This is a genomic window from Geodermatophilus sp. SYSU D00815, from assembly GCF_054050035.1.
On the sequence record NZ_JBJGYO010000001.1, the window covers coordinates 309,089 to 333,880 of the forward strand.

Annotated in this window: 21 protein-coding genes; 13 read left to right on the forward strand and 8 right to left on the reverse strand. The window is 75.3% G+C overall.

Annotated features, from left to right (window positions below):
• Positions 1-104: 104 nt before the first annotated feature.
• Positions 105-554, reverse strand: coding sequence for an organic hydroperoxide resistance protein (locus tag ACI78S_RS01550; RefSeq protein ID WP_456970433.1), 450 nt, complete (start codon positions 552-554; stop codon positions 105-107).
• Positions 555-582: 28 nt separating this feature from the next.
• Positions 583-1,245: a UdgX family uracil-DNA binding protein gene (locus ACI78S_RS01555; protein WP_456970434.1), complete on the reverse strand. Its 663-nt coding sequence runs from the start codon at positions 1,243-1,245 to the stop codon at positions 583-585.
• A 123-nt stretch (positions 1,246-1,368) separates the two neighbouring features.
• Here ACI78S_RS01555 and ACI78S_RS01560 point away from each other — a divergent pair, with 123 nt between their 5' ends.
• The 13 genes from ACI78S_RS01560 (at position 1,369) to ACI78S_RS01620 (ending at position 18,955) form a co-directional block, all read left to right on the forward strand.
• Positions 1,369-2,286, forward strand: a complete 918-nt coding sequence (locus ACI78S_RS01560; RefSeq protein ID WP_456970435.1) for an ABC transporter ATP-binding protein — start codon at positions 1,369-1,371, stop codon at positions 2,284-2,286.
• On the forward strand, positions 2,283-3,470 hold the full coding sequence (locus ACI78S_RS01565; RefSeq protein WP_456970436.1) for an ABC transporter permease: 1,188 nt from the start codon (positions 2,283-2,285) through the stop codon (positions 3,468-3,470). Before ACI78S_RS01560 ends, ACI78S_RS01565 begins: the two co-directional genes overlap by 4 nt.
• 38 nt (positions 3,471-3,508) lie before the next feature.
• The gene (locus ACI78S_RS01570; protein ID WP_456970437.1) at positions 3,509-4,486 is read left to right on the forward strand and encodes an LLM class F420-dependent oxidoreductase; all 978 of its coding nucleotides are present in this window, start codon (positions 3,509-3,511) and stop codon (positions 4,484-4,486) included.
• 84 nt (positions 4,487-4,570) lie between these two features.
• On the forward strand, positions 4,571-5,440 hold the full coding sequence (locus ACI78S_RS01575; RefSeq protein WP_456970438.1) for a tetratricopeptide repeat protein: 870 nt from the start codon (positions 4,571-4,573) through the stop codon (positions 5,438-5,440).
• Positions 5,441-5,571: 131 nt separating this feature from the next.
• The gene (ppc, locus tag ACI78S_RS01580) at positions 5,572-8,391 is read left to right on the forward strand and encodes a phosphoenolpyruvate carboxylase (RefSeq protein ID WP_456970439.1); all 2,820 of its coding nucleotides are present in this window, start codon (positions 5,572-5,574) and stop codon (positions 8,389-8,391) included.
• Positions 8,392-8,399: 8 nt separating this feature from the next.
• Positions 8,400-9,470, forward strand: a complete 1,071-nt coding sequence (locus ACI78S_RS01585; RefSeq protein WP_456970440.1) for an inositol monophosphatase family protein — start codon at positions 8,400-8,402, stop codon at positions 9,468-9,470.
• A 175-nt stretch (positions 9,471-9,645) separates the two neighbouring features.
• Positions 9,646-11,214, forward strand: coding sequence for an amino acid permease (locus tag ACI78S_RS01590; protein ID WP_456970441.1), 1,569 nt, complete (start codon positions 9,646-9,648; stop codon positions 11,212-11,214).
• Positions 11,211-12,560, forward strand: coding sequence for a glutamine synthetase family protein (locus ACI78S_RS01595; protein ID WP_456970442.1), 1,350 nt, complete (start codon positions 11,211-11,213; stop codon positions 12,558-12,560). Before ACI78S_RS01590 ends, ACI78S_RS01595 begins: the two co-directional genes overlap by 4 nt.
• Positions 12,557-13,921 carry an aldehyde dehydrogenase family protein gene (locus tag ACI78S_RS01600; protein WP_456970443.1) on the forward strand — a complete coding sequence of 455 codons (1,365 nt, stop codon included), beginning with the start codon at positions 12,557-12,559 and terminating at the stop codon, positions 13,919-13,921. Before ACI78S_RS01595 ends, ACI78S_RS01600 begins: the two co-directional genes overlap by 4 nt.
• A 79-nt stretch (positions 13,922-14,000) precedes the next feature.
• Entirely contained in the window at positions 14,001-14,768 is a 768-nt protein-coding gene (locus ACI78S_RS01605; RefSeq protein WP_456970444.1) for a 3-oxoacyl-ACP reductase, read from the forward strand.
• Complete coding sequence (locus ACI78S_RS01610; protein ID WP_456970445.1) at positions 14,765-15,460, forward strand: gamma-glutamyl-gamma-aminobutyrate hydrolase family protein; 696 nt, start codon at positions 14,765-14,767, stop codon at positions 15,458-15,460. The genes ACI78S_RS01605 and ACI78S_RS01610 overlap by 4 nt, the downstream gene beginning before the upstream one ends.
• A gap of 89 nt (positions 15,461-15,549) precedes the next feature.
• Positions 15,550-17,541 carry a hypothetical protein gene (locus ACI78S_RS01615; RefSeq protein ID WP_456970446.1) on the forward strand — a complete coding sequence of 664 codons (1,992 nt, stop codon included), beginning with the start codon at positions 15,550-15,552 and terminating at the stop codon, positions 17,539-17,541.
• 7 nt (positions 17,542-17,548) lie between these two features.
• Positions 17,549-18,955: a type II toxin-antitoxin system PemK/MazF family toxin gene (locus ACI78S_RS01620; RefSeq protein WP_456970447.1), complete on the forward strand. Its 1,407-nt coding sequence runs from the start codon at positions 17,549-17,551 to the stop codon at positions 18,953-18,955.
• Between the two features lie 13 nt (positions 18,956-18,968).
• Here ACI78S_RS01620 and ACI78S_RS01625 read toward each other — a convergent pair whose 3' ends face one another.
• The 6 genes from ACI78S_RS01625 to ACI78S_RS01650 form a co-directional block, all read right to left on the reverse strand.
• Complete coding sequence (locus tag ACI78S_RS01625) at positions 18,969-20,378, reverse strand: FAD-dependent oxidoreductase (RefSeq protein ID WP_456970448.1); 1,410 nt, start codon at positions 20,376-20,378, stop codon at positions 18,969-18,971.
• A gap of 49 nt (positions 20,379-20,427) precedes the next feature.
• A complete protein-coding gene (locus ACI78S_RS01630; protein ID WP_456970449.1) occupies positions 20,428-21,249 on the reverse strand; it encodes a hypothetical protein in 822 nt (273 codons plus the stop codon).
• A 79-nt stretch (positions 21,250-21,328) separates the two neighbouring features.
• Positions 21,329-22,138, reverse strand: a complete 810-nt coding sequence (locus ACI78S_RS01635; protein WP_456970450.1) for an Fpg/Nei family DNA glycosylase — start codon at positions 22,136-22,138, stop codon at positions 21,329-21,331.
• Positions 22,131-23,507 (reverse strand): cryptochrome/photolyase family protein, encoded by a 1,377-nt coding sequence (locus ACI78S_RS01640; protein WP_456970451.1) that lies wholly within the window; start codon positions 23,505-23,507, stop codon positions 22,131-22,133. The genes ACI78S_RS01635 and ACI78S_RS01640 overlap by 8 nt, the downstream gene beginning before the upstream one ends.
• 37 nt (positions 23,508-23,544) lie before the next feature.
• Positions 23,545-23,865 (reverse strand): GNAT family N-acetyltransferase, encoded by a 321-nt coding sequence (locus ACI78S_RS01645; protein ID WP_456970452.1) that lies wholly within the window; start codon positions 23,863-23,865, stop codon positions 23,545-23,547.
• A gap of 150 nt (positions 23,866-24,015) precedes the next feature.
• On the reverse strand, positions 24,016-24,792 hold the full coding sequence (locus ACI78S_RS01650; protein ID WP_456970453.1) for an alpha/beta hydrolase: 777 nt from the start codon (positions 24,790-24,792) through the stop codon (positions 24,016-24,018).

Sequence of the window (24,792 nt, forward strand, 5' to 3'; positions counted from 1 at the left end):
GCGTCGGGACGTCAGCACGATCATCCCGGGTGCGGCGTCGCCCCAGCGCGCCGCAGGCACCGGTGGTCCCGGGGTGATCACCGGCCGGCCGGGCGGTGGCGGGCTCAGCCGGCGTCGGTGGGGGCGGTCTGCGCGACCAGCAGCTCGACGTCGACGTTGCCGTTCGTCGCCTTGGAGTAGGGGCAGATCTGGTGGGTCAGCTCCATGACCTCCAGGGCCTGCCCGGCCTCGATCCCCGGGGCGTGCAGCTCGAGCTCGACGGCGAGGCCGAACTCGAACGGCGGCGTCTTGAGGAAGTGCACCCGCGCGGTGACGCGGGACCCCTCCAGCGCCTGCGGCGGGAGCCCCACCTCCCGCACGGCGTAGCGCATCGCGCTGTGGAAGCAGGCCGCGTAGCCGGCGGCGAACAGCTGCTCGGGGTTGGTGCCGGGGCCGTCGTCGCCGCCCATCGCCGCCGGGCGGGACAGCTTGAGGTCCAGCCGGTCGTCGGAGCTCACCACCGCGCCGTGACGGGCGCCGTAGGCGGTGGCCTCCGCGGTGTAGAGCCGCTCCATGCACCGCCGGTACCCGTTCGCGGCGGCGTCACGCGAGCGCGCCGGCCACCACCCTGAGGTCGGCGACCAGGGCGTCGTAGGCGGCGGCGCGGGACTCGTCCGGCGTCCGCAGCACCGCGGAGGGGTGGGTGGTGGCCAGCATCCAGGTCTGGTGCGGGGCGTCCTCCTCGTCCTCCTCGGCGGCGGAGCCGGGCGGCGTCCAGGGGATGAGCCGGCCGCGGTCCTTGGTGATGCGGAAGGACGGCGAGATCAGCGCCTTGGCCGCCGTCGCGCCGAGGCAGACCACCACCTCGGGCGTGAGCACCGCGAACTCCGCCTCCAGCCACGGCCGGCAGGCGCGCAGGTGCTCGGGCCGGGGGGTCTGGTGCAGCCGCCGCTTGGGCGTCGGCTTGAAGTAGAAGTGCTTCACCGCGTTGGTGACGTAGGCGTCGCGGCGGTCGATGCCCGCCTCGGCCAGCGCCTTGTCCAGCAGCCGCCCCGCCGGGCCGACGAACGGCTCGCCCTTGCGGTCCTCCTGGTCGCCGGGCTGCTCACCGACGAACACCACGCGCGCGGTCTCCGGGCCGTCGCCGAAGACGGTCTGCGTCGTGCCCTCCCACAGCTCGCACGCCCGGCAGCCGGCGGCCGCGGCGCGCAGGCCCTCCAGCCCCACCCCGGACGGCGGCTGCGCGATCCCGTTGCGCTCGCTCATGGGTCGATGACACCGCAGACCCAGCCCGCGCGCGACACCTCCTGTTCACGTCGGAGCGCGGGTCGGCCACGGGGGGACCGCTACGGTCTCGTTAGCCGTCCACACGATCGGGGGGAGAGGCCGATGCTCGAGTTCGACGGGCTCCGCAAGAGCTACGGGGACCACGCCGTGCTGCAGGGCGTCGGGTTCACCGTCCCCGAGGGGTCGATGTTCGGCTTCTGCGGCGCCAACGGCGCCGGCAAGACGACGACGATGCGCATCGCGATGGGGCTGGCCCGGGCCGACGCCGGCGAGGTGCGCTGGCGCGGCCGGCCGCTGGACGAGGCCGCGCGCCGGCGGATCGGCTACATGCCGGAGGAGCGCGGCCTGTACCCGAAGATGCGGGTCGGCGAGCAGGTCACCTACTTCGCCCGCCTGCACGGCCTGGACGCCGCCGCGGCCGCGCGCGCCAGCGATGAGTGGGTCGGCCGGTTGGGGCTGGGCGAGCGGCGGGGCGATCGCGTGGAGAAGCTGTCGCTGGGCAACCAGCAGCGGGTCCAGCTGGCCGCCGCGCTGGTCAGCCGCCCGGAGGTGCTCATCCTCGACGAGCCGTTCTCGGGCCTGGACCCGGTCGGCGTCGACTCGCTCGCGGAGGCGCTGCTGGAGCAGTGCCGGCAGGGCGTGCCCGTCCTCTTCTCCAGCCACCAGCTGGACCTGGTGGAGCGGCTGTGCGACTCCGTGGGCATCCTCGCCCGCGGCCGCATGGTCGCCGCCGGCACGGTCGAGGAGCTGCGCCGCCGCGAGGCGGGGCGGCTGCTGCGCGTCGTCGTCCCCGACGCCGGTCCCGGGTGGGCCGGCGGCCTGCCGGGGGTGCGGGTGGTGTCCCAGCAGGCCGGCGACACCCTGCTCGAGCTCGACGGCGGCGCCGACGACCAGGCGGTGCTCGCGGCGGCGCTGCGCACCGGCCGGGTGAGCCACTTCGCCTGGCGGGAGCCGAGCCTGGTGGAGCTGTTCCGCGAGGCCGTCGCGGAGCCGGTGCAGCGGCAGGAGGTGGCGGCGTGAGCGAGCCGCGGCGGTTGAGCAGCGCGGCCCTCGTCCGGCTGGTCGCGGGCCGGGAGATCTCCACCCGGCTGCGCGACAAGGGGTTCCTGATCAGCACCGTCGTCCTGCTGGTGCTGATCATCGGCGCGATGGTGTTCCAGGTCATCGTCAACAGCGGCGGCTCGAGCACCACGGTCGGCGTCGTCGGCGACGCGTCGGATGTCCGGCCGGCGCTCGTGGCGCAGGGGGAGGCGCTCGGCACCGACGTCGAGGTCCGCGACCTCGCCGACGAGGACGCCGCCCGGCGGGCCGTGGACGACGGCGACGTCGACGCCGCCGTGATCGACCCCGAGGGCACGAGCCCGCGCCTGCTGGTGCAGCGCGACGGCGGCGAGGCGCAGACGCTGGTGCAGGGCGCGGTGGCCGCGGTCTCCACCGCGGCGCAGCTGCAGCGGGCGGACGTGGCGCTGGACCCGCCCCCGCAGGTCGACGTCGTCGCCCTCGAGGCGAACGGCGAGGACCGCACGCAGGCCGTCGTCGTCGCGATCGTCGGCGTGGGGCTCCTCTACTTCCTGCTGATCCTCTTCGGCCAGTTCGTGGCCCAGGGCGTGGTCGAGGAGAAGTCCAGCCGGGTGGTGGAGCTGCTGCTCGCGACGATGCGGCCCTGGCAGCTGCTGGCCGGCAAGATCCTCGGCCTGGGCCTGCTCGGGCTGGGGCAGATCGTCATCCTCGCGGTCGTCGGGGTGGCCGGCGCGCTGGCGTTCGACGTGGTCGACGTCCCCGGGCAGGTGATCGGCACGGTCGTGTCCGTCGTGCTGTGGTTCGTCCTCGGCTACGCCTTCTACGCCGCGGTCTTCGCCGCGGCCGCCGCGCTGGTCAGCCGGCAGGAGGACCTCGGCAGCGTGCTGACGCCCACGACGATCCTGCTCGTGGTCGGGTTCATCATCTCGATCCAGGCGGCCGGCGACCCGGGCAGCACCCTGGCGGTCGTGACCTCCTACGTGCCGGGCCTCTCGCCGCTGGTCATGCCGGTGCGGACCGCCGCGGGGGAGGCGGCGGCGTGGGAGGTCGGCCTCGCCGTCGTCCTGATGCTCCTCGCGATCGCGCTGGTCGTGCGGCTGGGCGGGCGCGTCTACGCCGGTGCGCTGCTGCGCACCGGCGGCCGGGTCAAGATGCGGGAGGCGCTGCAGTCCGAGCGCGCGTGACCGGGTTGGCCCCCGCCGACCCCGGGTAGCCGGGCCGCATGGCGATGCAGCTGGGCTACACGATGATGACCGAGCAGGCGGGCCCTGCCGACCTGGTCGGCCACGTGGTCGGCGCGGAGGAGGCGGGGTTCGACTTCGCAGTCTGCAGCGACCACTACTTCCCGTGGCTGGACGAGATGGGGCACGCCCCCAACGCGTGGGTCACCCTCGGTGCCGCGGCGCAGGCGACCAGCCGCATCCCGCTGATGACCTACGTGACCTGCCCGACCTTCCGCTACCACCCCGCGGTCGTGGCCCAGCAGGCGGCGACCCTGCAGATCCTCTCGGACGGCCGGTTCACCCTCGGGCTGGGCTCGGGGGAGAACCTCAACGAGCACGTCGTGGGCGGCGGTTGGCCGGGCGCCGACATCCGGCAGCAGGCGTTCGTCGAGGCGGTCCGCGTGATCCACGAGCTCTTCGACGGCGGGTACGTCAACTTCCGCGGCGAGCACTTCGACGTCGAGTCGGCCAAGCTGTGGGACCTGCCGGAGAAGCGGGTGCCGATCGGCATCGCGATCTCCGGTGGGCAGTCGGCGCAGATCGCCGGCGAGCTCGCCGACATGGTGATCGCCGTCGAGCCCAAGGGCGAGCTCGTCGAGATGTTCGAGGCCGCCGGCGGGGCGGGCAAGCCGCGGGTGGGGCAGATGCCGATCTGCTACGACACCGACCGCGACGCCGCGGTGAAGCGGGCGCACGCGCTGTTCCGCTGGTTCGGCCTGGGCTGGAAGGTCAACGCCGAGCTGCCGGGGACGACGGCGTTCGACTCCGCCAGCCAGTTCGTGACGCCGGACGACGTCGCGGGGAGCATCCCGTGCGGGGACGACGTCGACGCCGTGGTCGAGGCGGCGCGGGCGTACGCCGAGGCCGGTTTCACCCACCTGGCGCTCGTGCAGATCGGCGGGGACCAGCAGCAGCCGTTCCTCGAGTGGAGCCGCGGCACCCTCATGCCGGCCTGGCGGGAGGCCTTCGGCGGCTGATCGGCGCAGATTCCCTCCGCCCCAACGGGTGAGACCGGTGCCCGAGCAGTCCCGCCGGGTCGTGCGCCCCGCCATGATCGGCTCGTGCGAGAGGACCTGGACCGGCGCCTCCGGCGGCTCCGGGCCTCCGGGGACCCCGCCGAGCTGATCGACCTCGGCTGCGACCTGGCGGAGGCCGGCCGGCAGCGCGACGCGGAGGTGTGCTTCCGCCGCGCCGCCGCGCTCGGCGACTCCATCGGCTCGTTCAACCTGGGCAACGCCCTGGCCGCGCAGGGGCGCTGCGAGGAGGCGGTCGACGCCTACGAGGCGGCGCTCGCGGCCGGCGAGTCCGACGCGTGGCGCAACCTCGGGCTCGTGCTCGAGGAGCTCGGCGACCTGGCCGGCGCCATGCGCGCCTACCGCGGCGCGGCCGCGGCCGGCGACCCCACCGGCTGGCTGGGCCTGGCCTTCCTGCTGCGCGAGCAGGGGGAGCGGGAGGAGGCGCTGGCCGCCGCGCAGGAGGGCGCCGCGCTAGGCGACCCGGTCGCGGCGGCGGTCGTCGCCAGCTGGACCTGGGCGCTCACCTTCGACCCCGCGCTGGAGCCCGACCTGCGGGCCGGCGCGCGGCACTACCCGTCGGCGCGGGCCGACCTCGGCCGGCTGCTGCGCGACACCGGGCGGGTCGACGAGGCCCGCCGCGTGCTGGAGCACGGGGCCAAGCTGGGGGAGACCGAGTCCTGGCTGCCGCTGGGCAACCTCTACTGCGACGAGCTCGGCGACGAGGAGGCCGCCGAGGAGGCCTACCGCGCCGGCATCCGCGCCGGTGACGTCTACTGCCACCACAACCTGGGCCTGCTGCTGGCCGAGCGCGGCGACCTCGACGGCGCGGTGGAGCAGTTCCGCCTCGGCGTGGCCGCCGGCGACGACCTGGCCCTGCGCGCCCTGGAGCAGTTCGAGGGCCCCCTGGCGCCCTAGGCGCAGGAGGCCGTGCATAGCGGGATCCGGGCCGAAGCCGTGCGCACGGCCTCCTGTGCCCGAGGGCGGCCGGGTGGGTCCCGCGGTGGGCCAACACGAGCCGTTCACACGGGCAGGGGATGATCCTGCCCATGTCGGAAGCCACCGTCGACGTCGCCGATCTGCGCCACCACAACGGTGGGGACGCCACCGACGACCGGGCGGACGACGCCCCGCTGCGCGACGACATCCGCCTGCTCGGCCGCGTGCTCGGCGAGGTGATCGGCGAGCAGGCCGGCGCGGACGTCCTCGAGCTGGTCGAGTCCACCCGCGTCGAGGCGTTCCGCATCCGCCGCTCCGAGGTCGACCGCGAGGAGCTCGCGGCCCGGCTGGCCGGGCTCGACATCCGCAGCGCCAACCACGTCATCCGGGCCTTCAGCCACTTCTCGCTGCTGGCCAACCTGGCCGAGGACATCCACCACGAGCGCCGCCGTCGGCACCACCGCCGCGAGGGCTCCCCGCCGCAGCTGGGCACCCTGGCCGCCACCTTCGACCTGCTCGACCAGGCCTCGCTGGACGCCGACACCGTGGCCCGCGAGCTGGCCGGCGCCCTCGTCGTCCCCGTGGTGACGGCGCACCCGACGGAGGTGCGGCGCAAGACGATCTCGCAGGTGCAGCGGCAGGTCGCCGACCTGATCCGCGAGCGCGACCGGACCGCGCTCGGCGAGGTCGGCGACGAGTGGTCGGCGAAGCTCTGGCGGGCGGTGCTCACCCTCTGGCAGACGGCACTGCTGCGGCTGTCGCGGCTGCGGCTGTCCGACGAGATCGACGAGGCGCTGCGCTACTACGAGCTGTCGCTGTTCGACGTCGTCCCGGCCATCAACGCCGAGCTGCGCCGGGCGCTGACCGAGCGCTGGCCCGACGCCGGGCTGCTGGAGCGGCCGATGCTGCTGCCGGGCTCCTGGATCGGCGGCGACCGCGACGGCAACCCGTTCGTCACGGCCGAGGCGCTGAAGCGGGCCACCACCCGCCAGGCCGAGACGGCGCTGCGGCACTACCTCGACGAGCTCGACCAGCTGCGGGTGGAGCTGTCGATGTCCGACCGCCTGGTCACCCCCACCCCCGCGCTGTACCGCCTCGCCGAGGCCTCCCGCGACGACTCGCCCTTCCGCGCCGACGAGCCCTACCGGCGGGCCCTCGGCGGCGTGCACGCCCGCGTCGTCGCCACCACCAGGCGCGCCGTCGGGCACGTCCACGGCCCGGCGCCGGAGGTCGAGCTGCCGCCCTACGACGACCCCGACCAGCTGCGGGCCGACCTCGACACCATCGACGCCTCGCTGCGCAGCCACGGCGCCGGCGCCCTCGCCGACGACCGGCTGGCCCGCCTGCGCGAGGCGGTCGAGGTGTTCGGCTTCCACCTCTGCGGCCTGGACATGCGGCAGAACGCCGAGGTGCACGAGGAGGTCGTGGCCGAGCTGCTGGCCTGGGCCGGGGTCACCGACGACTACGCCGGCATGGGCGAGGAGCAGCGGGTCGCGCTGCTGGCCGAGGAGCTGCGGCTGCGCCGCCCGCTCGTCCGCCCCGGCGCGCAGCTGTCGGAGCGGGTCCGCGGCGAGCTCGACGTGCTCGAGGCCGCGGCCGCGCAGGTCGCGCTGCTCGGCCCCCGCGTCCTCCCGAACTACGTCATCAGCATGTGCGAGTCGGTCAGCGACGTGCTCGAGGTCGCCGTCCTGCTCAAGGAGGTCGGCCTGCTCGACCCCGGCGCCGAGGACGGGCCCACCTGCCCGATCGGCATCTCGCCGCTGTTCGAGACGATCGAGGACCTGCAGAACGCCGGCCGCACCCTCTCCGCGGTGCTCGAGCAGCCGCTGTACCGCGCGCTGGTGGCCGCGCGCGGCGACGTCCAGGAGGTCATGCTCGGCTACTCCGACAGCAACAAGGACGGCGGCTACCTCGCCGCCAACTGGGCGCTGTACCGGGCCGAGCTCAGCCTGGTGGAGGTCGCCCGGCGCGAGGGCATCCGGCTGCGGCTGTTCCACGGCCGGGGCGGCACCGTCGGCCGCGGCGGCGGGCCCAGCTACGACGCGATCCGCGCCCAGCCGCCGGGCTCGGTGGCCGGCCAGCTCCGGATCACCGAGCAGGGCGAGGTCATCGCCGCCAAGTACGGCGAGCCCGACCGCGCCCGCCGCAACCTCGAGGCGCTGGTCGCGGCGACCCTGGAGTCGACGCTGCTCGACATCGAGGGGCTCGGGGACGACGCCGAGCCGGCCTACGAGCTGCTCGACGACCTCGCCGCCCGCGCCGAGCGCGCCTACCGGGCGCTGGTGCACGAGACACCCGGCTTCGTGGAGTGGTTCCGGGCGGCGACGCCGATCGGCGAGCTCGCCGAGCTCAACATCGGCAGCCGCCCGCCGTCGCGCAAGGCCGGCGACAAGATCACCGACCTGCGCGCCATCCCGTGGGTGTTCAGCTGGTCGCAGGCGCGGATCATGCTGCCCGGCTGGTACGGCACCGGCACCGCGCTGGAGGGCTACGTCGCCGGCGACGCGGCCGCCGACGAGGACGCCCGGCTGGGCCGGCTCCAGGAGCTCCACCGGCGCTGGCCGTTCTTCCGCACCATCATGTCCAACATGGGCATGGTGCTGGCCAAGACCGATCTCGGCCTGGCCGCCCGGTACGCCGAGCTGGTGCCCGACCGGCAGCTGCGGCACCAGGTCTTCGACGCGATCACCGCCGAGCACGAGCGCACCTGCCGCATGCTGCTCGCGGTCACCGGCGACGACCGGCTGCTGGCCGACAACCCGTCGCTGGCCCGCTCGATCCGCAACCGCTTCCCGTACCTCGAGCCCCTGCACCACCTGCAGGTCGAGATGCTCCGGCGGCGCCGGGGCGGGGACGACGACGAGCTGACCCGCCGCAACATCCAGCTGACCATCAACGGCATCGCGACGGCGCTGCGCAACAGTGGGTGAGGCAACGGTTGGCTGAGCACCGGGCGGCCGCGGGGGGCCCGGACCTGGCCCGCGCCGCCGCCTCGCTCGCCCTCGCGCCGGCCGCGCTGGCGCCGGCGGTCAGCGACCCGGCCTACCGCGTGCTCGTCGGCGACGACGGCTCGGCGGTGCTGCTGCGGCGGCAGTGGACGCCGGAGGGCGTCGCCGAGGCGGTGCTGCTCGCCGCCGCCGGCATCGGGCCGGACACCCCGGCGGTGCTGGCGACGGCGGCGACGTGGGGCTGCGACCGCGTGCGCGACCGGCCGGGCGGGCGGGGCGTGCTGCCCGTGCCGGTGCCCGGGCCGGCGGTGGCGCTGAGCCACCGGTTCCTGCACCTCGCGGCGCTGGCCGCCACCCGCGTGGAGACGGCGGTGGCGTTGGCGCGGGGCACCGGCGCGGAGCGGGTGAAGCCCGACGGCAGCCCCTCGATCGCCGCCGACGAGGCCGCGCACCTGGCCGCCGCCGGGGTGCTGGAGGCGTTGGGCGTCCCGGTGCTCAGCGAGGAGCGCCGGGACCGGCGGGTGTCCGCCGACTCGCCGTGGGTCGTCCTCGACCCGCTCGACGGCACCGGCAACTTCCTCTCCGGCCTGCCGCCGTGGGCGTTCTCCGCCGGGCTCGTGCAGGGCGGGCGGGCGATCGCCGGCGTCGTCGTCGACCTCTCGTCGGGCCGCCGATGGTGGACCGACGGGCGGGGCGCCTGGCGCGACGGCCTGCCGGTCCGCCCCCGGCCGGGGACGACCGTCGTCGTCCCGTCGGCGCCCGGCGGGGGATCGGTCACCGTGCCCGGGCCCGCCCGCCGCGTGCGGGTCACCGGCTGCACCGCGGTCGAGCTGTGCCTGGTCGCCGACGGCTCCGCGGCGGCCTGGCACGACCTCGACCGCAGCGGCACGCACGTGCACGACGTGGCCGGCGCGCTGGCGCTCCTGGCGGCCGCGGGCGGGGTGGCGCTCACGCCCGACGGCGCCGAGCTGCGGCTGTGCCCCGACACCGAGGGGCTGATGCGGTTCGTCGCCGCCGGCACGCGGGAGGACGCCGAGGAGCTGCTCCGGGCGTTCGCCTGACCTGCGCGCTGGGGCCAGACCTCTTGACAGCCGGCGGCGGCACCCCGTCAATGGGTCCCTCCCTTGGCCACCGACGCAGGCCTCACGGCACCGCCGACGGCCGCCTGCTCGTGCGGCGGCGCACCTCGTGCGACGGCGCCCGCCGGGCAGGCGGACGCACGAGGAAGGCGACGCCGTGGAAGCGCAGACCCCCGCTCCCGCCGGACAGCCCCCGCACGGCCCCTCGGCCACCACCGACGAGGCGCGGCTGCACCAGCTGGGCTACGCCCAGGAACTGCGCCGGCACATGTCCGGCTTCTCCAACTTCGCCGTCTCGTTCACGATCATCTCGATCCTGTCCGGCTGCCTGACGCTCTACGCGTTCGGCATGAACACCGGCGGGCCGGCCGTCATCGTGTGGGGCTGGCCGATCGTCGGGATCATGGTGGTCTTCGTCGGCCTGGCCATGGCCGAGGTCTGCTCCAGCTACCCCACGGCCGGCGGGCTGTACTACTGGGCGGCCAAGCTGGCGCCGCGCAACCCCGGCGCGTGGTCGTGGTTCACCGGCTGGTTCAACTTCCTGGGCCAGGTCGCGGTCACCGCCGGCATCGACTTCGGCGCGGCGTTCTTCCTCAACGCCTTCCTCGACCTGCAGTTCGGCTTCGACACCCGGCCCGGGCACACGATCCTGCTGTTCGGGATCATCCTGCTGGTCCACGGCCTGCTGAACACCTTCGGCGTCAAGGTCGTGGCCTTCCTCAACGACGTCAGCGTGTGGTGGCACATCGTCGGCGTGCTGGTCATCGTCGGCGTCCTCGCCTTCGTGCCGGACAACCACCAGTCGGCCTCGTTCGTGTTCGGGGAGTTCGTCAACAACACCGGCTGGGGGTCGACGGTCTACGTCGCCCTGCTGGGCCTGCTGCTGGCGCAGTACACCTTCACCGGCTACGACGCCTCGGCGCACATGACCGAGGAGACGCACTCCGCCGACGTCGCCGGGCCCCGCGGCATCGTGATGTCGATCGTCGTCTCGCTGGTCGCCGGCTGGGTGCTGCTCATCGGCGTCACGTTCGCCATCCAGAGCTACGACAACGCCCTGGCCGCCCCGGACACCGGCGTGCCGCCGGCGCAGATCTTCGTCGACGCCGTCGGGCTGACCACCGCGAAGTTCCTGCTGCTCATCGTCATCGGCGCCCAGCTGTTCTGCGGCATGTCGTCGGTGACGGCGAACTCGCGGATGATCTACGCCTTCTCGCGGGACGGCGCGCTGCCGGCGTCGGCCTTCTGGCACCGGATCAACGCTCGCACCCGGACGCCCACCAACGCCATCTGGCTGGCCGCCGGCGGCGCGTTCGTCCTCGGCCTGCCCTACCTGTGGAACACCACCGCGTACGCGGCGGTCACCTCCATCGCGGTCATCGGCCTCTACATCGCGTACGTGATCCCGACGTTCCTGCGGCTGCGCGCCGGCGACTCCTTCCAGCGCGGCCCGTGGCACCTCGGCCGCTGGAGCCGGCCGATCGGCACCATCGCGGTGGTCTGGGTCTGCTTCATCACCGTGCTGTTCATGCTGCCGCAGGTCAGCCCGCTCGACGCGACGACGTTCAACTACACGCCGGTCGCCGTCCTCGTGGTGCTCGGGTTCGCCGGCATCTGGTGGCTGGTCTCGGCCCGCAGGTGGTTCACCGGCCCGAAGGTGCAGGGCACGGAGGAGGAGCTGGCCGAGGTCGAGCGCGACATCGAGCTCGCCGGTGAGACCGCATGAGCCTGACCACCGAGGAGCTCACCCTGCTCGTCGGGGACGGGGCGGTCGACACCGTCGTCCTCGCCGTCCCCGACATGCAGGGCCGGCTGCAGGGCAAGCGCTTCCACGCCCGGTTCTTCCTCGACGAGGTCCTCGCCCACGGCACGGAGGCGTGCAACTACCTGCTCGCCGTCGACGTCGACATGAACACAGTCCAGGGGTTCGCGATCTCGTCGTGGGAGCGGGGCTACGGCGACTTCGCCGTCCGGCCCGACCTCGCCACCCTGCGGCGGGTGCCCTGGCAGCCGGGGACGGCGATGCTGCTCGGCGACCTCGAGCAGCTGGACGGCGCCCCGGTGGCGCCGTCCCCGCGGCAGGTGCTGCGCCACCAGCTGGCCCGGCTGGCGGAGCACGGCTGGACGGCGATGGCCGGCACGGAGCTGGAGTTCATCGTCTTCCGCGACACCTACGAGCAGGGGTGGCAGCGGCGGTACCGCGACCTCACGCCGGCCAACCAGTACAACGTCGACTACTCGCTGCTCGGCACCGCCCGGGTGGAGCCGCTGCTGCGGGCGATCCGCAACGGCATGGCCGGCGCCGGGATGACGGTCGAGTCGGCCAAGGGGGAGTGCAACCTCGGCCAGCACGAGATCGCCTTCCGCTACCGCGACGCGCTGACCACCGCCGACAACCACGTCGTCTACAAGAACGGCGCCAAGGAGATCGCCGCCGACGCCGGGATGAGCCTGACCTTCATGGCCAAGTTCGACGAGCGCGAGGGCAACAGCTGCCACCTGCACGTGAGCCTGCGCGACGCCGCCGACCGGCCGGTGTTCGCCGGCGAGGGCCCGCACGGGTTCTCCCCGGTGTTCGAGCACTTCCTGGCCGGGCAGCTGGCCGGCCAGCGGGAGCTCACCCTGCTCATGGCGCCGAACGTCAACTCCTACAAGCGCTTCGCGGCGGGCAGCTTCGCGCCGACGGCGGTGGCGTGGGGGCTGGACAACCGCACCTGCGCGCTGCGGGTGGTCGGGCACGGTCCGTCGCTGCGGGTGGAGAACCGGGTGCCCGGCGGCGACGTGAACCCCTACCTGGCGCTGGCCGCGGTCCTGGCCGCCGGGCTGCACGGCATCGAGAACGAGCTGCCGCTGGAGCCGGCGCTCGGGGGCAACGCCTACTCCTCGGACCGGCCGCGGGTGCCCACGACGCTGCGCGACGCGGCCGAGCTGTTCGAGAAGAGCTCGCTGGCCCGCGCGGCGTTCGGCGACGACGTCGTCGACCACTACACCAACGCCGCCCGGGTGGAGCTGGCCGCCTTCGACGCGGCGGTGACCGACTGGGAGCGGGTGCGGGGGTTCGAGCGCCTGTGAGCTCCGCCCACGAGGTGGTCAACCCGGCCACCGAGGAGGTCGTCACCACCGTCGAGCCGACCTCGCTCGAGCAGACCGACGCCGCGATCGAGCGGGCCGCGGCCGCCTTCCCGGCCTGGCGGGCGGTCGCGCCCGGCGACCGCGGCCGGCTGCTGCGCCGCTTCGCGGAGCTGGTCGACGCCTCGATCGAGGAGCTCGCCCGGCTCGAGGTGCTCAACTCCGGGCACCCGATCGGCAACGCCCGCTGGGAGGCCGGCAACGTCCGCGACGTCCTGCACTACTACTCGGCCGCGCCCGAGCGGGCGGCGGGCCGGCAGATCCCGGTGCCCGGCGGCGTCGACGTCACCTTCGCCGAGCCGCTCGGCGTGGTCGGGGTCATCGTGCCCTGGAACTTCCCGATGCCGATCGCCGGCTGGGGCTTCGCGCCGGCGCTGGCGGCGGGCAACACGGTCGTCCTCAAGCCGGCCGAGCTCACCCCGCTGACCGCGATCCGGCTGGCCGAGCTGGCCCGCGCGGCGGGCATCCCGGACGGCGTGTTCCAGGTGCTGCCCGGCCAGGGCTCGGTCGTCGGGTGGCGCTTCGTCACCCACCCGGCGGTGCGCAAGGTCTGCTTCACCGGCTCGACCGAGGTGGGCAGGCGGATCATGGCCGGCTGCGCCGAGCAGGTGAAGCGGGTGACCCTGGAGCTCGGCGGCAAGAGCGCGAACATCGTCTTCGCCGACGCCGACCTCGAGCGGGCCGCGGCGGCCGCCCCGTACGCCGTCTTCGACAACGCCGGGCAGGACTGCTGCGCCCGCTCCCGCATCCTGGTCCAGCGCACGGTGCTCGACGACTTCCTGTCGCGGCTGGAGGCGGCGGTCACCGGCCTGCGGGTGAAGGACCCCGGCGCCGAGGACAGCGAGATGGGGCCGCTGATCAGCGCCGGCCACCGTGAACGGGTGGCCGCCTACGTGCCCGACGACGCCCCGGTGGCGATCCGCGGCAGCGCCCCGGACGGCCCCGGGTTCTGGTTCCCGCCGACCGTGCTGGCGCCGGTCGACCCGGCCTCGCCCGCCTGGCGGGAGGAGGTCTTCGGCCCGGTCGTCGCCGTCGTCCCGTTCGACGACGAGGCCGAGGCGGTCCGGCTGGCCAACGACACCGAGTACGGGCTCTCCGGCTCCATCTGGACCGAGAACCTCGGGCGGGCGTTCCGGGTGGCGCGGGCGGTCGAGGCCGGCAACCTGTCGGTCAACTCGAACTCGTCGGTGCGGTACTGGACGCCCTTCGGCGGGATGAAGCAGTCGGGGCTCGGCCGGGAGCTGGGCCCGGACGCGCTGGACGCGTTCACCGACGTGAAGAACGTCTTCCTGGCGACCGGGTGACCTCGGCGAGATCGGCGGTCTCGCACGCTTCGACGCCCCACGACGTGCGAGATCGCCGATCTCGCCAGGAGGAGGAGCAGTGGCAGGCAGGCTGGAGGGCAAGGTCGCCGTCATCACGGGCGCGGCGAGCGGGATCGGCCGGGCCAGCGCCCGGCGTTTCGCCGCCGAAGGGGCGCACGTCGTCGTCGCCGACCTCGACGAGGACGGCGGCGAGGCGCTGGCCGAGGAGATCGACGGGCTGTTCGTGCGGGCCGACGTCACCGACGCCGACGACGTGCAGGGCATGTACGCCGCCGCCGTCGACCGCTTCGGCGGCCTCGACGTCTGCTTCAACAACGCCGGCATCTCACCGCCCGACGACGACTCGATCCTGGAGACCGAGCTCGACGCCTGGCGGCTGGTGCAGGAGGTCAACCTGACCTCGGTCTACCTGTGCTGCCGGTACGGCATCCCGCACCTGCTCGAGCGCGGTGGGGGAGCGGTGGTGAACACGGCGTCGTTCGTCGCGGTCATGGGGGCGGCGACCAGCCAGATCTCCTACACCGCGTCCAAGGGCGGCGTGCTCGCCATGAGCCGGGAGCTCGGCGTGCAGTTCGCCCGGCAGGGGGTGCGGGTCAACGCGCTCTGCCCCGGCCCGGTGAACACCCCGCTGCTGCAGGAGCTGTTCGCGAAGGACCCGGAACGGGCCGCCCGGCGGCTGGTGCACGTGCCGATGGGCCGCTTCGCCGAACCCGAGGAGATCGCCGCGGCCGCCTGCTTCCTCGCCTCCGACGACGCCTCCTTCATCACCGCCTCGACCTTCCTGGTCGACGGCGGCATCTCCGGGGCGTACGTGACCCCGCTGTGACCGCCCGGCCGGTCGTCGGCATCACCACCTACCGGGAGACCGCCCGGTGGGGCGTGTGGAACTGCCCCGCCGTGCTGGTGCCGGCCGACTACGTCCGGCAGGTGTCGGCCGCCGGCGGGATCCCGGTGCTGCTGCCGCCGCTGGCCGACGACGTCGAGGTCCTCGACCGGCTCGACGCGCTGGTGCTCGCCGGCGGCGCGGACGTCGACCCGGCCCGGTACGGCGCGGCCCGGTCCCCGCGCACCGGTCCCGCGCAGCCGCACCGCGACGAGGCGGAGCTGGCGGTGCTCGCCGGGGCGCTGGAGCGCGACCTCCCGGTGCTCGCCGTCTGCCGCGGGCTGCAGCTGCTCGCCGTCCACCGCGGCGGGACGCTGGTGCAGCACCTGCCCGAGGTCGTGGGCACCGACGCGCACGTGCCGTCGCCCGGGACCTACGGCGACAACCACGTGCGGATCGCACCCGGCAGCCGGCTGGCCGGGCTGGTGGGCACCGAGGCCACCTGGGCCTGCCACCACCACCAGGCGGTCGACGAGCTCGGCGCCGGCCTGTCCGCGGTGGCCTGGGCCGACGACGGCACGATCGAGGCCGCCGAGCTCGACGGCGCGCGGTTCGTGGTCGGCGTGCAGGGCCACCCGGAGGTCGGCGACGACGTCCGGTTGTTCACCGGCCTGGTCGCCGCGGCCCGGCGCTGACGGCGCCGGGCGCCCGCCAGGCACCCTTGTACGGGCCGGATCCGTCCGGAACTGCTCAAGTTCGGACCCCCCGTGTCGATGCTGTCGTCGTGACCCCCTCCGACCACCTCACGGCGGCCCAGGAACGGCTGCACGCCGCCGTCGGCGGGTTCGCCTCCGCCGCCGGACGGGCGTACGCGGCTCTCCGGGCGACCCTGGTCGCCACCGGGACGGCGACCGAGGAGCGGGTGCAGGCGGCCCGGGTGCTGCTCGCCGCCGACCGCGCCACCCGGGAGCAGGCCGCCGCCGGACAGCACGACGTGCTGCGGGCCGCGCTCACCGAGGGGATGCTCGCCCTGCCGCCCGCCGCGAGGATGTCCTTTCGCGGCGCGGGGTGGTCCGACCGGCTCGACCACCCGCCGGCCGGCCTGCCCGGGCTGTTCCGCGTCGGCGCCCTCGCCACGGGCGGGGGCGAGGACCTGACCGAGGCGCTGCTGCCGAACCCCGCGACGGCCAACGTGACCCTCGTCGGTGGCGCGGCCGACCGGCCGCTGCTGCTGGGGGTCGTCGAGTCGCTCCTGGTGCGCGCGATCGCCACGGCGCCGACCGGCGGGCTGCTCGTCCACGTGCTCGACCCCCACCAGAGCGGGACCTCGCTGGCGCGGTTCGGCCCGGTGGGCGCGACCCCCACGGGGGTCTTCGCGCCCACCGCCGTCACGGCATCGGACATCCGCGACACCCTCGACGGCCTCGCCCGCCGGGTGGCCACCGTCTCGCAGCGGTACCTGCAGGGCAGCCATGCCACTCTCGCCGAGTACAACGCGACGACCGGCGTGGCCGAGCCCTGCCACCTGGTCGTGGCGCTCGACGTCGCCCACTACGGGCCCGCGGAGCTGGACCGGCTGCTCACCCTCGCGCGCACGGGGGCCGCGTCCGGGGTCCACGTGCTCGCCCTGGTCGACACCGACGCGTCCGCCCGGAGCCCGGGGGTGGACCTCGCCCCCCTCACCGAGGTCGACGCCGGCCTGGCGGTCACGGACGGAGGCGTGCGGCTGACCGGCGTCGACAGGGACCACGGCGTGGTCGTCGAGCCGCCACCGGCCTCGGACCTGGTGCGCGCGGTGATCGCGGCCGCAGAGGCCCGCGTCGGCACCTCTGACCGGGGCGGTCCCGTGCTCGGCGAGCACGACGCCTCCACCGCCATGTCCTGGGCCGAGTACCGCGCGTTCGTCTCCGGGCTGCTCGCCCACCAGGCCCTGGTGTCGGTCATCGGCCCCGCGGTCGAGGAGGCCGAGGAGCGCCTGCGCGAGTGGTACGAGGCCGACCGCGTGTCCACGGCCGCCCAGCTCCGCACGCACGTCCAGCACCTGGGACGCGTGGTCGTGGACGTCGGCCGGCGGGTGGCCGACGTCCGGCCCGAGGCGGTGCAGGAGCTCACCCGCGTCCTGCGCGACACCTCGACCGGGGTCTCCGGGCCGCTGCCGTTCGGCCTGGACGGCGTGCCACGGGTTCTCGTGGACGACGTGCTGGCGCCGGTCGACGACGGCCTGCGCGAGGTGACGCGCGCCATCGGGGAGGTGCACCGGGCCGCCCGCGAGGCGGAGGACGACCGGCGGCTGCGCGCGTGGACGCGCCGGCGCACGTCCGGTCTCGCCCTCGATGCCGTGGTGCTGCCGCTGGTGTTCGGGGGCGGGACGACCGCGCTGGCCCTGCTCTACTGGCGCGGTCAGCCGCCCGGACCGCTCCTGGCGGCGGCCGCGACGGCCGGGCTGTCCCTGGTGGCGTGGGTCGTCGTCGCGCTCTCCCGCTCGTGGGTGTTCGGTCGCCTGGCGTTCCACGACGCACGCTCGCGGCTGCTGCACGAGCCGACCGACCGCGGCGGTGTGGAGGCCGCCCTGCTCATGGGAGGCATCGGCGCGCTCCTCTACGGACCGGCGCCCCGGCCCGAGCGGGACTGGTTCCTCGCCGCCGTGCTCGACCCGCTCGACGACGCCCTGGTCTACGTCGCGCCGTTCGTCGGCCTGGCCCTGTGCGTCCTGGCGCTGCGCGACGTCCGGGTGCTCGTCCGCGAGCCCTCGTACGCCGAACTGGTGAGGATGTGAGGCGGCCGTGCGCCACTTCTGGAGACTGATCGTCGCGGCCGCGCTCTGCACCGCACCGGTGCACGTGCTGGTGCGTGGGCTCTCCGGCTCCGGCGCCTTCGACGCGGTGCTGGGACTCCCCGGCTCCGGCGCTCCGATGGAGGGCGAGCCGCTGCTGGCGCTCGGCGCGCTGCCGGTGCTGCTCGGCGGGGTGGTGGCCCACCACTGGCGGCGGCGGCGCCGGGAAGGCTTCCGGCCGGACGCCGCCACGGTGGTCCCGCGGGCGGTGCGGTCGACGCTGTGGCTCGTCGGCGGCGGGGTGGCCGGGACCCGGGTGCTGACGCTCGTCGGGCTCGACGACGTCGCGCTCGTGCTCGGTCCCCTCCTCGGCGCGGGGTACCCCGCCCTGGTCGGCCTGTGGCGCGACGTCTTCCCCGTCACCGCCCTGCCCCGGACCCTGCGCGCGCTCCTGCGCCAGCCGGTCCGGGCTCGTCCCCGCCCCGCGGACCGACCGGTGCGCACCGGGCCGGGAGTGGGCGAGATCTGGTGGGCCGACGTGCCCTTCGCGGAGGTCGCGGAGAGCAAGGACCGCCCCTGCGTGGTGATCGAGGCGTCCGACGACGAACTGGTCGTCCTGATGATCACGAGCCAGGACCAGTCCACCCGCCGCGGGTACGTGCAGATCCCGAGGACCGGGTGGGACCGCACGCCGGGGACGAGCTGGCTGAGGCTCGACCGGCGCATCCCGATGCGACGCGGCGACTTCCGCAGGTACGCGGGCCCCTGCCCCGCGGCGACGTGGCGGCTCGTGCAGGAGCGGGTGCTGCCGCCGGTCGTCCGGTCTCGGCCGGTGACGACGGCCGCGGCCACCGCCGGCCCCCTCACCCGCACCCCCGTCCCCTTCCCGGAGCTGCCCGCCGACCCGCGCACGTTCACCGCGCCACCGTCCGGTCCGGGCGAGGTCCCGCCGCGCTCGGCCGAGGAGGCACTCGGTCGGCCGCTGGTCGTCGCCGCGCTGCAGGCCGTCACGGTGCGGGCACGGCTGACCGGCGAGGACGCGTACGACGCCGGTCTCGTCGCGGACCTGCGCGGTGCCGCCGGCCGCGGCGACCTGCCGCACCTGTGGCTGCTGGCCGTCACCGAGTGCTGCGTCTCGGGCGCGGCCCTGGCCCGGGCGGCGCTGGCGGCCATGGACCTGGAGCACGACGAGGAGTTCGCGAGGTTGCACGGGATGAGCACCCGTCTCATGGCGGTCCTGCGCTCCCTCGGCGAGATGCCCGTCGCGGTGCCGGCGGCCATCACCTCCTCCACGGTGTTCGCTCCCTACCGCGCCGCCGTCCGGGCGCCGTCGGACGAGATCGGCAGGGCCGCCGTGGCCGAGTTCCTGGCCGAGGTGAAGGTCCGCTGCGCCGTGGAGGCGTCGGTCGCCTCGTGACCGCGGCGCCGGGTCAGCGCGCCGCGGCGGCAGCCGCCTCGCGCACCGCGGCCAGCAGCGACTCCCGCTCGTGCAGCGTCGTGCGGGCCCGCCCGCGGGTGGCGCCGAGGGCCACCTCGGCGGCGTCGATGGCCCGCCAGTCCTCCAGCAGCACCGGCTCGGCGCCGCTGTGGCGCAGCGTGTCGACGAGGTCGTCGACGGGGCCGCCGACCCGCAGCGTCCCGTCGGCGGCGTCGGCCAGGAGGGCGGCGATCGTCTCGCGGGCGTCGTGCTTGTTGGTGCCGACGACGCCGGTCGGCCCGCGCTTGATCCAGCCGGCGACGTACTCGCCGGGCGAGCGGGCGCCGTCGCGCAGCACGCGGCCCTGCTCGTTGGGCACCGTGCCGGTGCGCTCGTCGACCGGCAGGCCCGGCAGCGGCAGCCCGCGGTAGCCCACCGAGCGGACGACGAGGTCGGCCGGCAGCACCTCGAACTCACCGGTGCCCACGGCCCGCCCGTCGCCGTCCACGGCCGTCCGCTCGATCTCGACCGCCTCCACGCGGTCGGTGCCGATCAGCCGGACCGGGCGGCTGAAGAACCGCAGCCGCAGCGGGTTCCGGCCCGGGTCCACCTCGTGCGCGGCCCACTCGCGCAGCACCGCCAGGTTGCGGCTGACCACGCGGTCGGCCTGCGCCCGCTCCTCGGCGTCGGCCTCGAGCTCGAGGTCCCGCGGGTCGACGAGCACCTGCGCGCCGGCCAGCCCGTCGAGCTCGCGCAGCTCCTGGGTGGTGAAGGCGGCCTGCGCGGGGCCGCGGCGGCCGAGGATCGTCACCTCCCGCACCGGCGCGGCGGCGAGCACGTCGAGCACGTGCTGCGGCATGTCGGTCGGGTCCAGCTCCTCCGGCGTGCGGGAGAGCACCCGGGCGACGTCGAGGGCCACGTTGCCGACGCCGACGACGACGGCGGAGCGGGCCTCGCGCAGCGCCGCCTCCACCAGCCCCCGGTCGGCGTCGGGGTGGCCGCAGTACCAGGCGACGAGGTCGGTGGCGGCGAGGCTGCCGGGCAGCTGCTCGCCCTCGATGCCGAGCTGCCGGTCCCGGGAGGCGCCGTAGGTGTAGACGACGGCGTCGACGTGCCGGCGCAGGTCCTCCAGCGAGATGTCGGTGCCGACGTCGACGTTGCCGACGAAGCGCACCAGCGGGTGGTCGAGGAACCGGTGCAGGGTGTCGCGGATCGCCCGCATCTTCGGGTGGTCGGGGGCGATCCCGTGCCGGACCAGCCCGAACGGGGTCGGCAGCCGGTCGACCAGGTCGACGGCGACCGGGACGGCGTCCTGGCGGGTCAGCGCGTCGGCCGCGTAGATGCCGGCCGGTCCGGCGCCGACCACCGCGACGCGCAGGGGGCGGGCAGGGGAGGGGGACGCCTCGACACCGTCGTCGGTCACGGGACGCATCCTGACCCCGAGGAGCCGGTGCGCACCAGGCCGGGCGCCGTCAGCGGCAGGGGACGTTGTGGTCCAGGCCGTCGCGCACGTACTGGGCGAGCACCACGTCGCCGCCGGCGGTGAGCGGCTCGTCGGCGCAGTTCTCCTCCGCGCCGTCCGCGCTGACCGCGCCGGGCAGCCAGCTGTCGAGCCGGTACAGGCTGCTGTCCCAGGCGACCGCCCCGGCGATCTCCCGCCACTGCTGCGGGACGGCGTAGAGCCCCACCGTGCCCCCGCGCGCGGTCAGGTAGGCCGCCATCCCCTCCAGGGTCGCCCGGTTGCGGGCCTGCGCCCCCGGCGAGCCGGACTGCCAGGTGTTCGCGTCCTCCACGTCGAGCCACCACGTGTAGGCGGCGGGGTCGGCCTCGACGCCGGCGGCCCGCGCGGCGGGCACGAAGAACTCGGTCACCGAGGTGCGGGCCCGCTCCCAGCCGTACTCCCAGGAGCAGGCGGTGGAGTTGCTGCCGTCGCACTCGCCGTAGGGGGTGTCGCCGGACGACGGCCAGGTGGTGACCAGCTCGCGCACCTCGCCCGGGTTGGCGGTGTTGAGGTAGAGCTGCACCGGCGGGTGCCCGTCGACCTCGCCCGTCGACTCGTGCGCCCACGCCAGCTGGGTCTCCAGGCAGGGGTTGGGCAGCGTGGCCCGTCCGCCGTTGACGCCGACGACGCCGAACGCCCGGGCGTCGGGCAGCGGTTCGCCGCACTGGGGGTGCGAGACGTCGATGCCGGTCCCGTCCGCGGGCGCGGCGGAAGCGCTCGCCGTCGGGAGCGCGACGACCAGCGCAGCGGCGGCCGTCCCCGAGACGAGCAGTGCCCGCACCCCGCGTCCCATCGGCCGGAAAGGTACACGGGCCCGGGGCCCTCCCGGCGGCTCCGACACCCCTGGGGGACCCGTCCGGGGGAGGCCCCGCTCACGCCGCCTGGCAGTGCGGGCACCAGTGCAGGTTGCGGCCCACCATGACCTCCGTGCGCACCTCGGTGCCGCAGATCCGGCAGGGCAGCCCGGTGCGCCGGTAGACGTAGTGCGCGTCCTCCTGCGCGACCGGGCCGCGCCGCCGCGCGCGGTCCTCGGGGCGCGTGGTGACGATCCGGCCCCGCCGCACGCCGTCGCGCATGAGCACGACCAGGTCGGCCCACATCCGCGCCCACAGCTCCTCGTCGACGCCTCGGCCGGGGCGGAACGGCGAGACGCGGTGCCGGAAGAGCAGCTCGGCGCGGTACACGTTGCCCACCCCGGCCAGCACCGACTGGTCCATGAGCAGCGCGCCGACCGCCGTCCGGCTGGCGGCCAGCCGCCGGTACGCGAGCGAGCCGTCGGCGCCGCGGCGCAGCGGGTCGGGGCCGAGCCGGTCGAGGATGCCCCTCACCTCGGGGCGGGTGAGCACCTCGCAGACCGTGGCCCCGCGCAGGTCGGTCCACACGCCGAGGCCGTCGGGGCCGTCGGCGACCCACCGCATGCGCAGCGCGCCCCGCGCCGGCGGCGGGTCGCCGGCGCCGGTGGTGAAGCTGCCGTACAGGCCGAGGTGCACGTGCAGCACGTCGCCGCCGAAGTGCCCGAACAGGTGCTTGCCGTGGGCGGTCGACCGGTCGAGCACGCGGCCGTCGAGCAGCGCCGCGCCGGCGGAGAACCGGCCCTGCGGGCTGGTCACGTGCACCGGGCGGCCGGCGAACAGCGCGGTCTGCTGGCGGGCCAGCCGGTGCAGGGTGTGTCCCTCAGGCACCGGCGCGCACCTGCTCGTAGCGGGCGAGGGCGACCTCGCGCTCGGCGGCGTGCTCGACGATCGGCGGCGGGTACCCGGGCGGGACGCCGTCCGGCGCGCGCCACGGCTCGTGCACCCAGCGGGTCGGCACGTCCCGCAGCTCGGGCACCCAGCGGCGGACGTACTCGCCGTCCGGGTCGAACTGCTGTCCCTGCCGCACCGGGTTGAACACCCGGTGGTAGGGCGAGGCGTCGGTGCCGGTGCCGGCGACCCACTGCCAGCCGTGGTTGTTGCTGGCCAGGTCGCCGTCGACCAGGTGCCGCAGGAAGTACCGGGCGCCGCGCCACCAGTCGACGTGCAGGTCCTTGGTGAGGAACGACGCGACCACCATCCGCACCCGGTTGTGCACCCACGCCTCCCCGAGCAGCTGGCGCATCCCGGCGTCGACGATCGGGTAGCCGGTGCGCCCCTCGGCCCACGCGGCGAAGCGGGCGTCGGCGTCCGGACCGGTGTCGTGGGCCAGCCGTCCCATGCGCTCGTCGAAGGCCCGGTGGGCGGTCTCGGGCCGGTGCCAGAGCACGTCGGCGTAGAACTCGCGCCAGGCCAGCTCGTCGGTGAACCGGCGCACGTGCTCGCGGGGGGCGTCGTCGGCCGCGGCGAGGTCGGCCAGGAGCGTGCGCGGGTGCAGGGTGCCGTACTTCAGGTGCACCGACAGCCGGCTCGTGCCGTCGGCCGCGGGCAGGTTGCGCGTGTCGCCGTAGCCGGCCAGCCGCTCGTCGCGGAAGCGGCGCCAGGCGCCCCGCGCCGCGTCCTCCCCGGCCGGCGGCAGGCGGACGCCGTCGAGGTCCGCGACGTCGGGCAGGTCCTCGGAGCGCACGCCCCGCAGCCACGGCACGTGCCGCGGCCGGGGCGCCGGCGCCCGCCAGCCGTGCGCGCGCCAGGCGCGGGCGAAGGGGGAGAAGACCCGGTACGGGCTGCCGTCGTCCTTGGTGATCCGGCCGGGGGTCACCGCGTACGGCGACCCGGTGCGCACCAGGGGCACCTCGCCGAGCGCCCGCTCCACCGCGGCGTCGCGCTGCCGGCCGTAGGGGCCGGCGTCGGCCGAGACGTGCACGCCGGCCGCCCCGGTCTCGCGGACCAGCCGGGGCAGCACGCGCGCCGGGTCGCCGGTGCGCACGACCAGGGCGCCGCCGGTCGCCTCGTCCAGGGCGGCGAGGCAGTCGCGCAGGAAGCGGCGGCGGGGGAGCCCGGCCGGCTCCCACAGCCGCGGGTCGACGACGAAGACGGGCAGGACCGCCCCCTCGGCACCGGCGTCGTCGCGCGCGGCGAGCAGCGCGGGGTGGTCGGAGAGCCGCAGGTCACGGCGGAACCACAGCAGCGACGTCGGCACCTGCGCCACATTAGGTGGCGCACAACGGACGTGCAGGTCAGCGGGTGGCGGGCTCCAGGCCGAAGTGCGGCCGGTCGTCCTCGGCGACGAGGTCGACGGTCTCGGGGTGCTGCTGGATGTAGCGCCGGACGAAGGAGCAGTACGGCAGCACGTGCAGCCCGCGCTCGCGGGCGGCCGCGAGCACGCCGGCCACCAGGGCCGTGCCGAGGCCGCGACCGCCCATGGCGGGGTCGACCTCGGTGTGCGGCAGCGTCATCGTGCCGTTCTCGACGTGGTAGCTGGCCAGCCCGACCACGCGGTCGCCGAGCCGGATCTCGAACCGCCCCCGTTCGGGGACGTCGACCACACTCGTCTCCATCGTTGCTTCGTCCACCTTCCCTCGCCCGGCGCCGTTGCCGGTGCGGTGCCAGCACGGTAACCCGTGCTCCCCGGAACGACGGCCTTCTCGTAGACCGACGAGTCAGGTGTCGCAGGTGTTCCCCGGAGGTGCGTCGGCCAACCGTTCCGGTCAGCGCCGCAGCGGCAGCCAGCGCAGGACGTCCTGGATCATCGCGTCCCACAGCCCCCACTCGTGCTCGCCGGGGCGGAAGTCCTCCGCGACGTCGTGGCCGCGGGCGCGGGCGGCCTCGAGGAAGCGGCGGTTGTGGTCGATCAGCGGGTCCTCCGTGCCGCAGCCGACGAACAGCCTCGGCGCGTGCGCGGGGTCGACCCGGTCGATCAGCGCGAGCAGGTCGTCGTCCGTGCCCTCGACCCGGTGGCCGCCGAAGATCGTGTGCCAGAGCTTCGCGCGCCCGGGCGGGTGCGCGACGCCCGCCAGCCCGGCGACGTCGACGGCGCCCGACAGCGTGGCCGCCGCGGCGAACCGGTCGGGGTGCCGGAGGGCCCACTTGAGCGCGCCGTAGCCGCCCATGGACAGGCCGGCGACGAAGGTGTCCTCCCGACGGGCGGAGAGGTGGAAGAACGACCGGGCGATGGCCGGCAGCTCCTCGGAGAGGAAGGTCCAGTAGCGGTTGCCGTGCGCCTCGTCGGTGTAGAAGCTGCGCGCGACCTGCGGCATGACGACCGCCAGCCCGAGCGGGGCGGCGTACCGCTCGATGGAGGTGCGGCGCAGCCAGATCGTGTCGTCGTCGGAGAGCCCGTGCAGCAGGTACAGGGTGGGGGCGTCACCGGACCCGGCGGCGCCGGTCATGCCGATCTGCCCCGACGTCGCCTGCGGCAGCACCACCGTCATCGAGGTGCTCAGTTCCAGCACCTCGGAGAAGAAGTCGCAGCGCACCAGTGCCAT

Bases quoted from the DNA above. Each gene is read 5' to 3' on its own strand.
- ACI78S_RS01560 (WP_456970435.1), top strand. From the start codon at position 1,369: ATGCTCGAGTTCGACGGGCTCCGCAAGAGCTACGGGGACCACGCCGTG.
- ACI78S_RS01650 (WP_456970453.1), bottom strand. From the start codon at position 24,792: ATGGCACTGGTGCGCTGCGACTTCTTCTCCGAGGTGCTGGAACTGAGC.
- ACI78S_RS01550 (WP_456970433.1), bottom strand. From the start codon at position 554: ATGGAGCGGCTCTACACCGCGGAGGCCACCGCCTACGGCGCCCGTCAC.
- ACI78S_RS01630 (WP_456970449.1), bottom strand. From the start codon at position 21,249: ATGGGACGCGGGGTGCGGGCACTGCTCGTCTCGGGGACGGCCGCCGCT.
- ACI78S_RS01570 (WP_456970437.1), top strand. From the start codon at position 3,509: ATGGCGATGCAGCTGGGCTACACGATGATGACCGAGCAGGCGGGCCCT.
- ppc (WP_456970439.1), top strand. From the start codon at position 5,572: ATGTCGGAAGCCACCGTCGACGTCGCCGATCTGCGCCACCACAACGGT.
- ACI78S_RS01645 (WP_456970452.1), bottom strand. From the start codon at position 23,865: ATGGAGACGAGTGTGGTCGACGTCCCCGAACGGGGGCGGTTCGAGATC.
- ACI78S_RS01595 (WP_456970442.1), top strand. From the start codon at position 11,211: ATGAGCCTGACCACCGAGGAGCTCACCCTGCTCGTCGGGGACGGGGCG.
- ACI78S_RS01555 (WP_456970434.1), bottom strand. From the start codon at position 1,245: ATGAGCGAGCGCAACGGGATCGCGCAGCCGCCGTCCGGGGTGGGGCTG.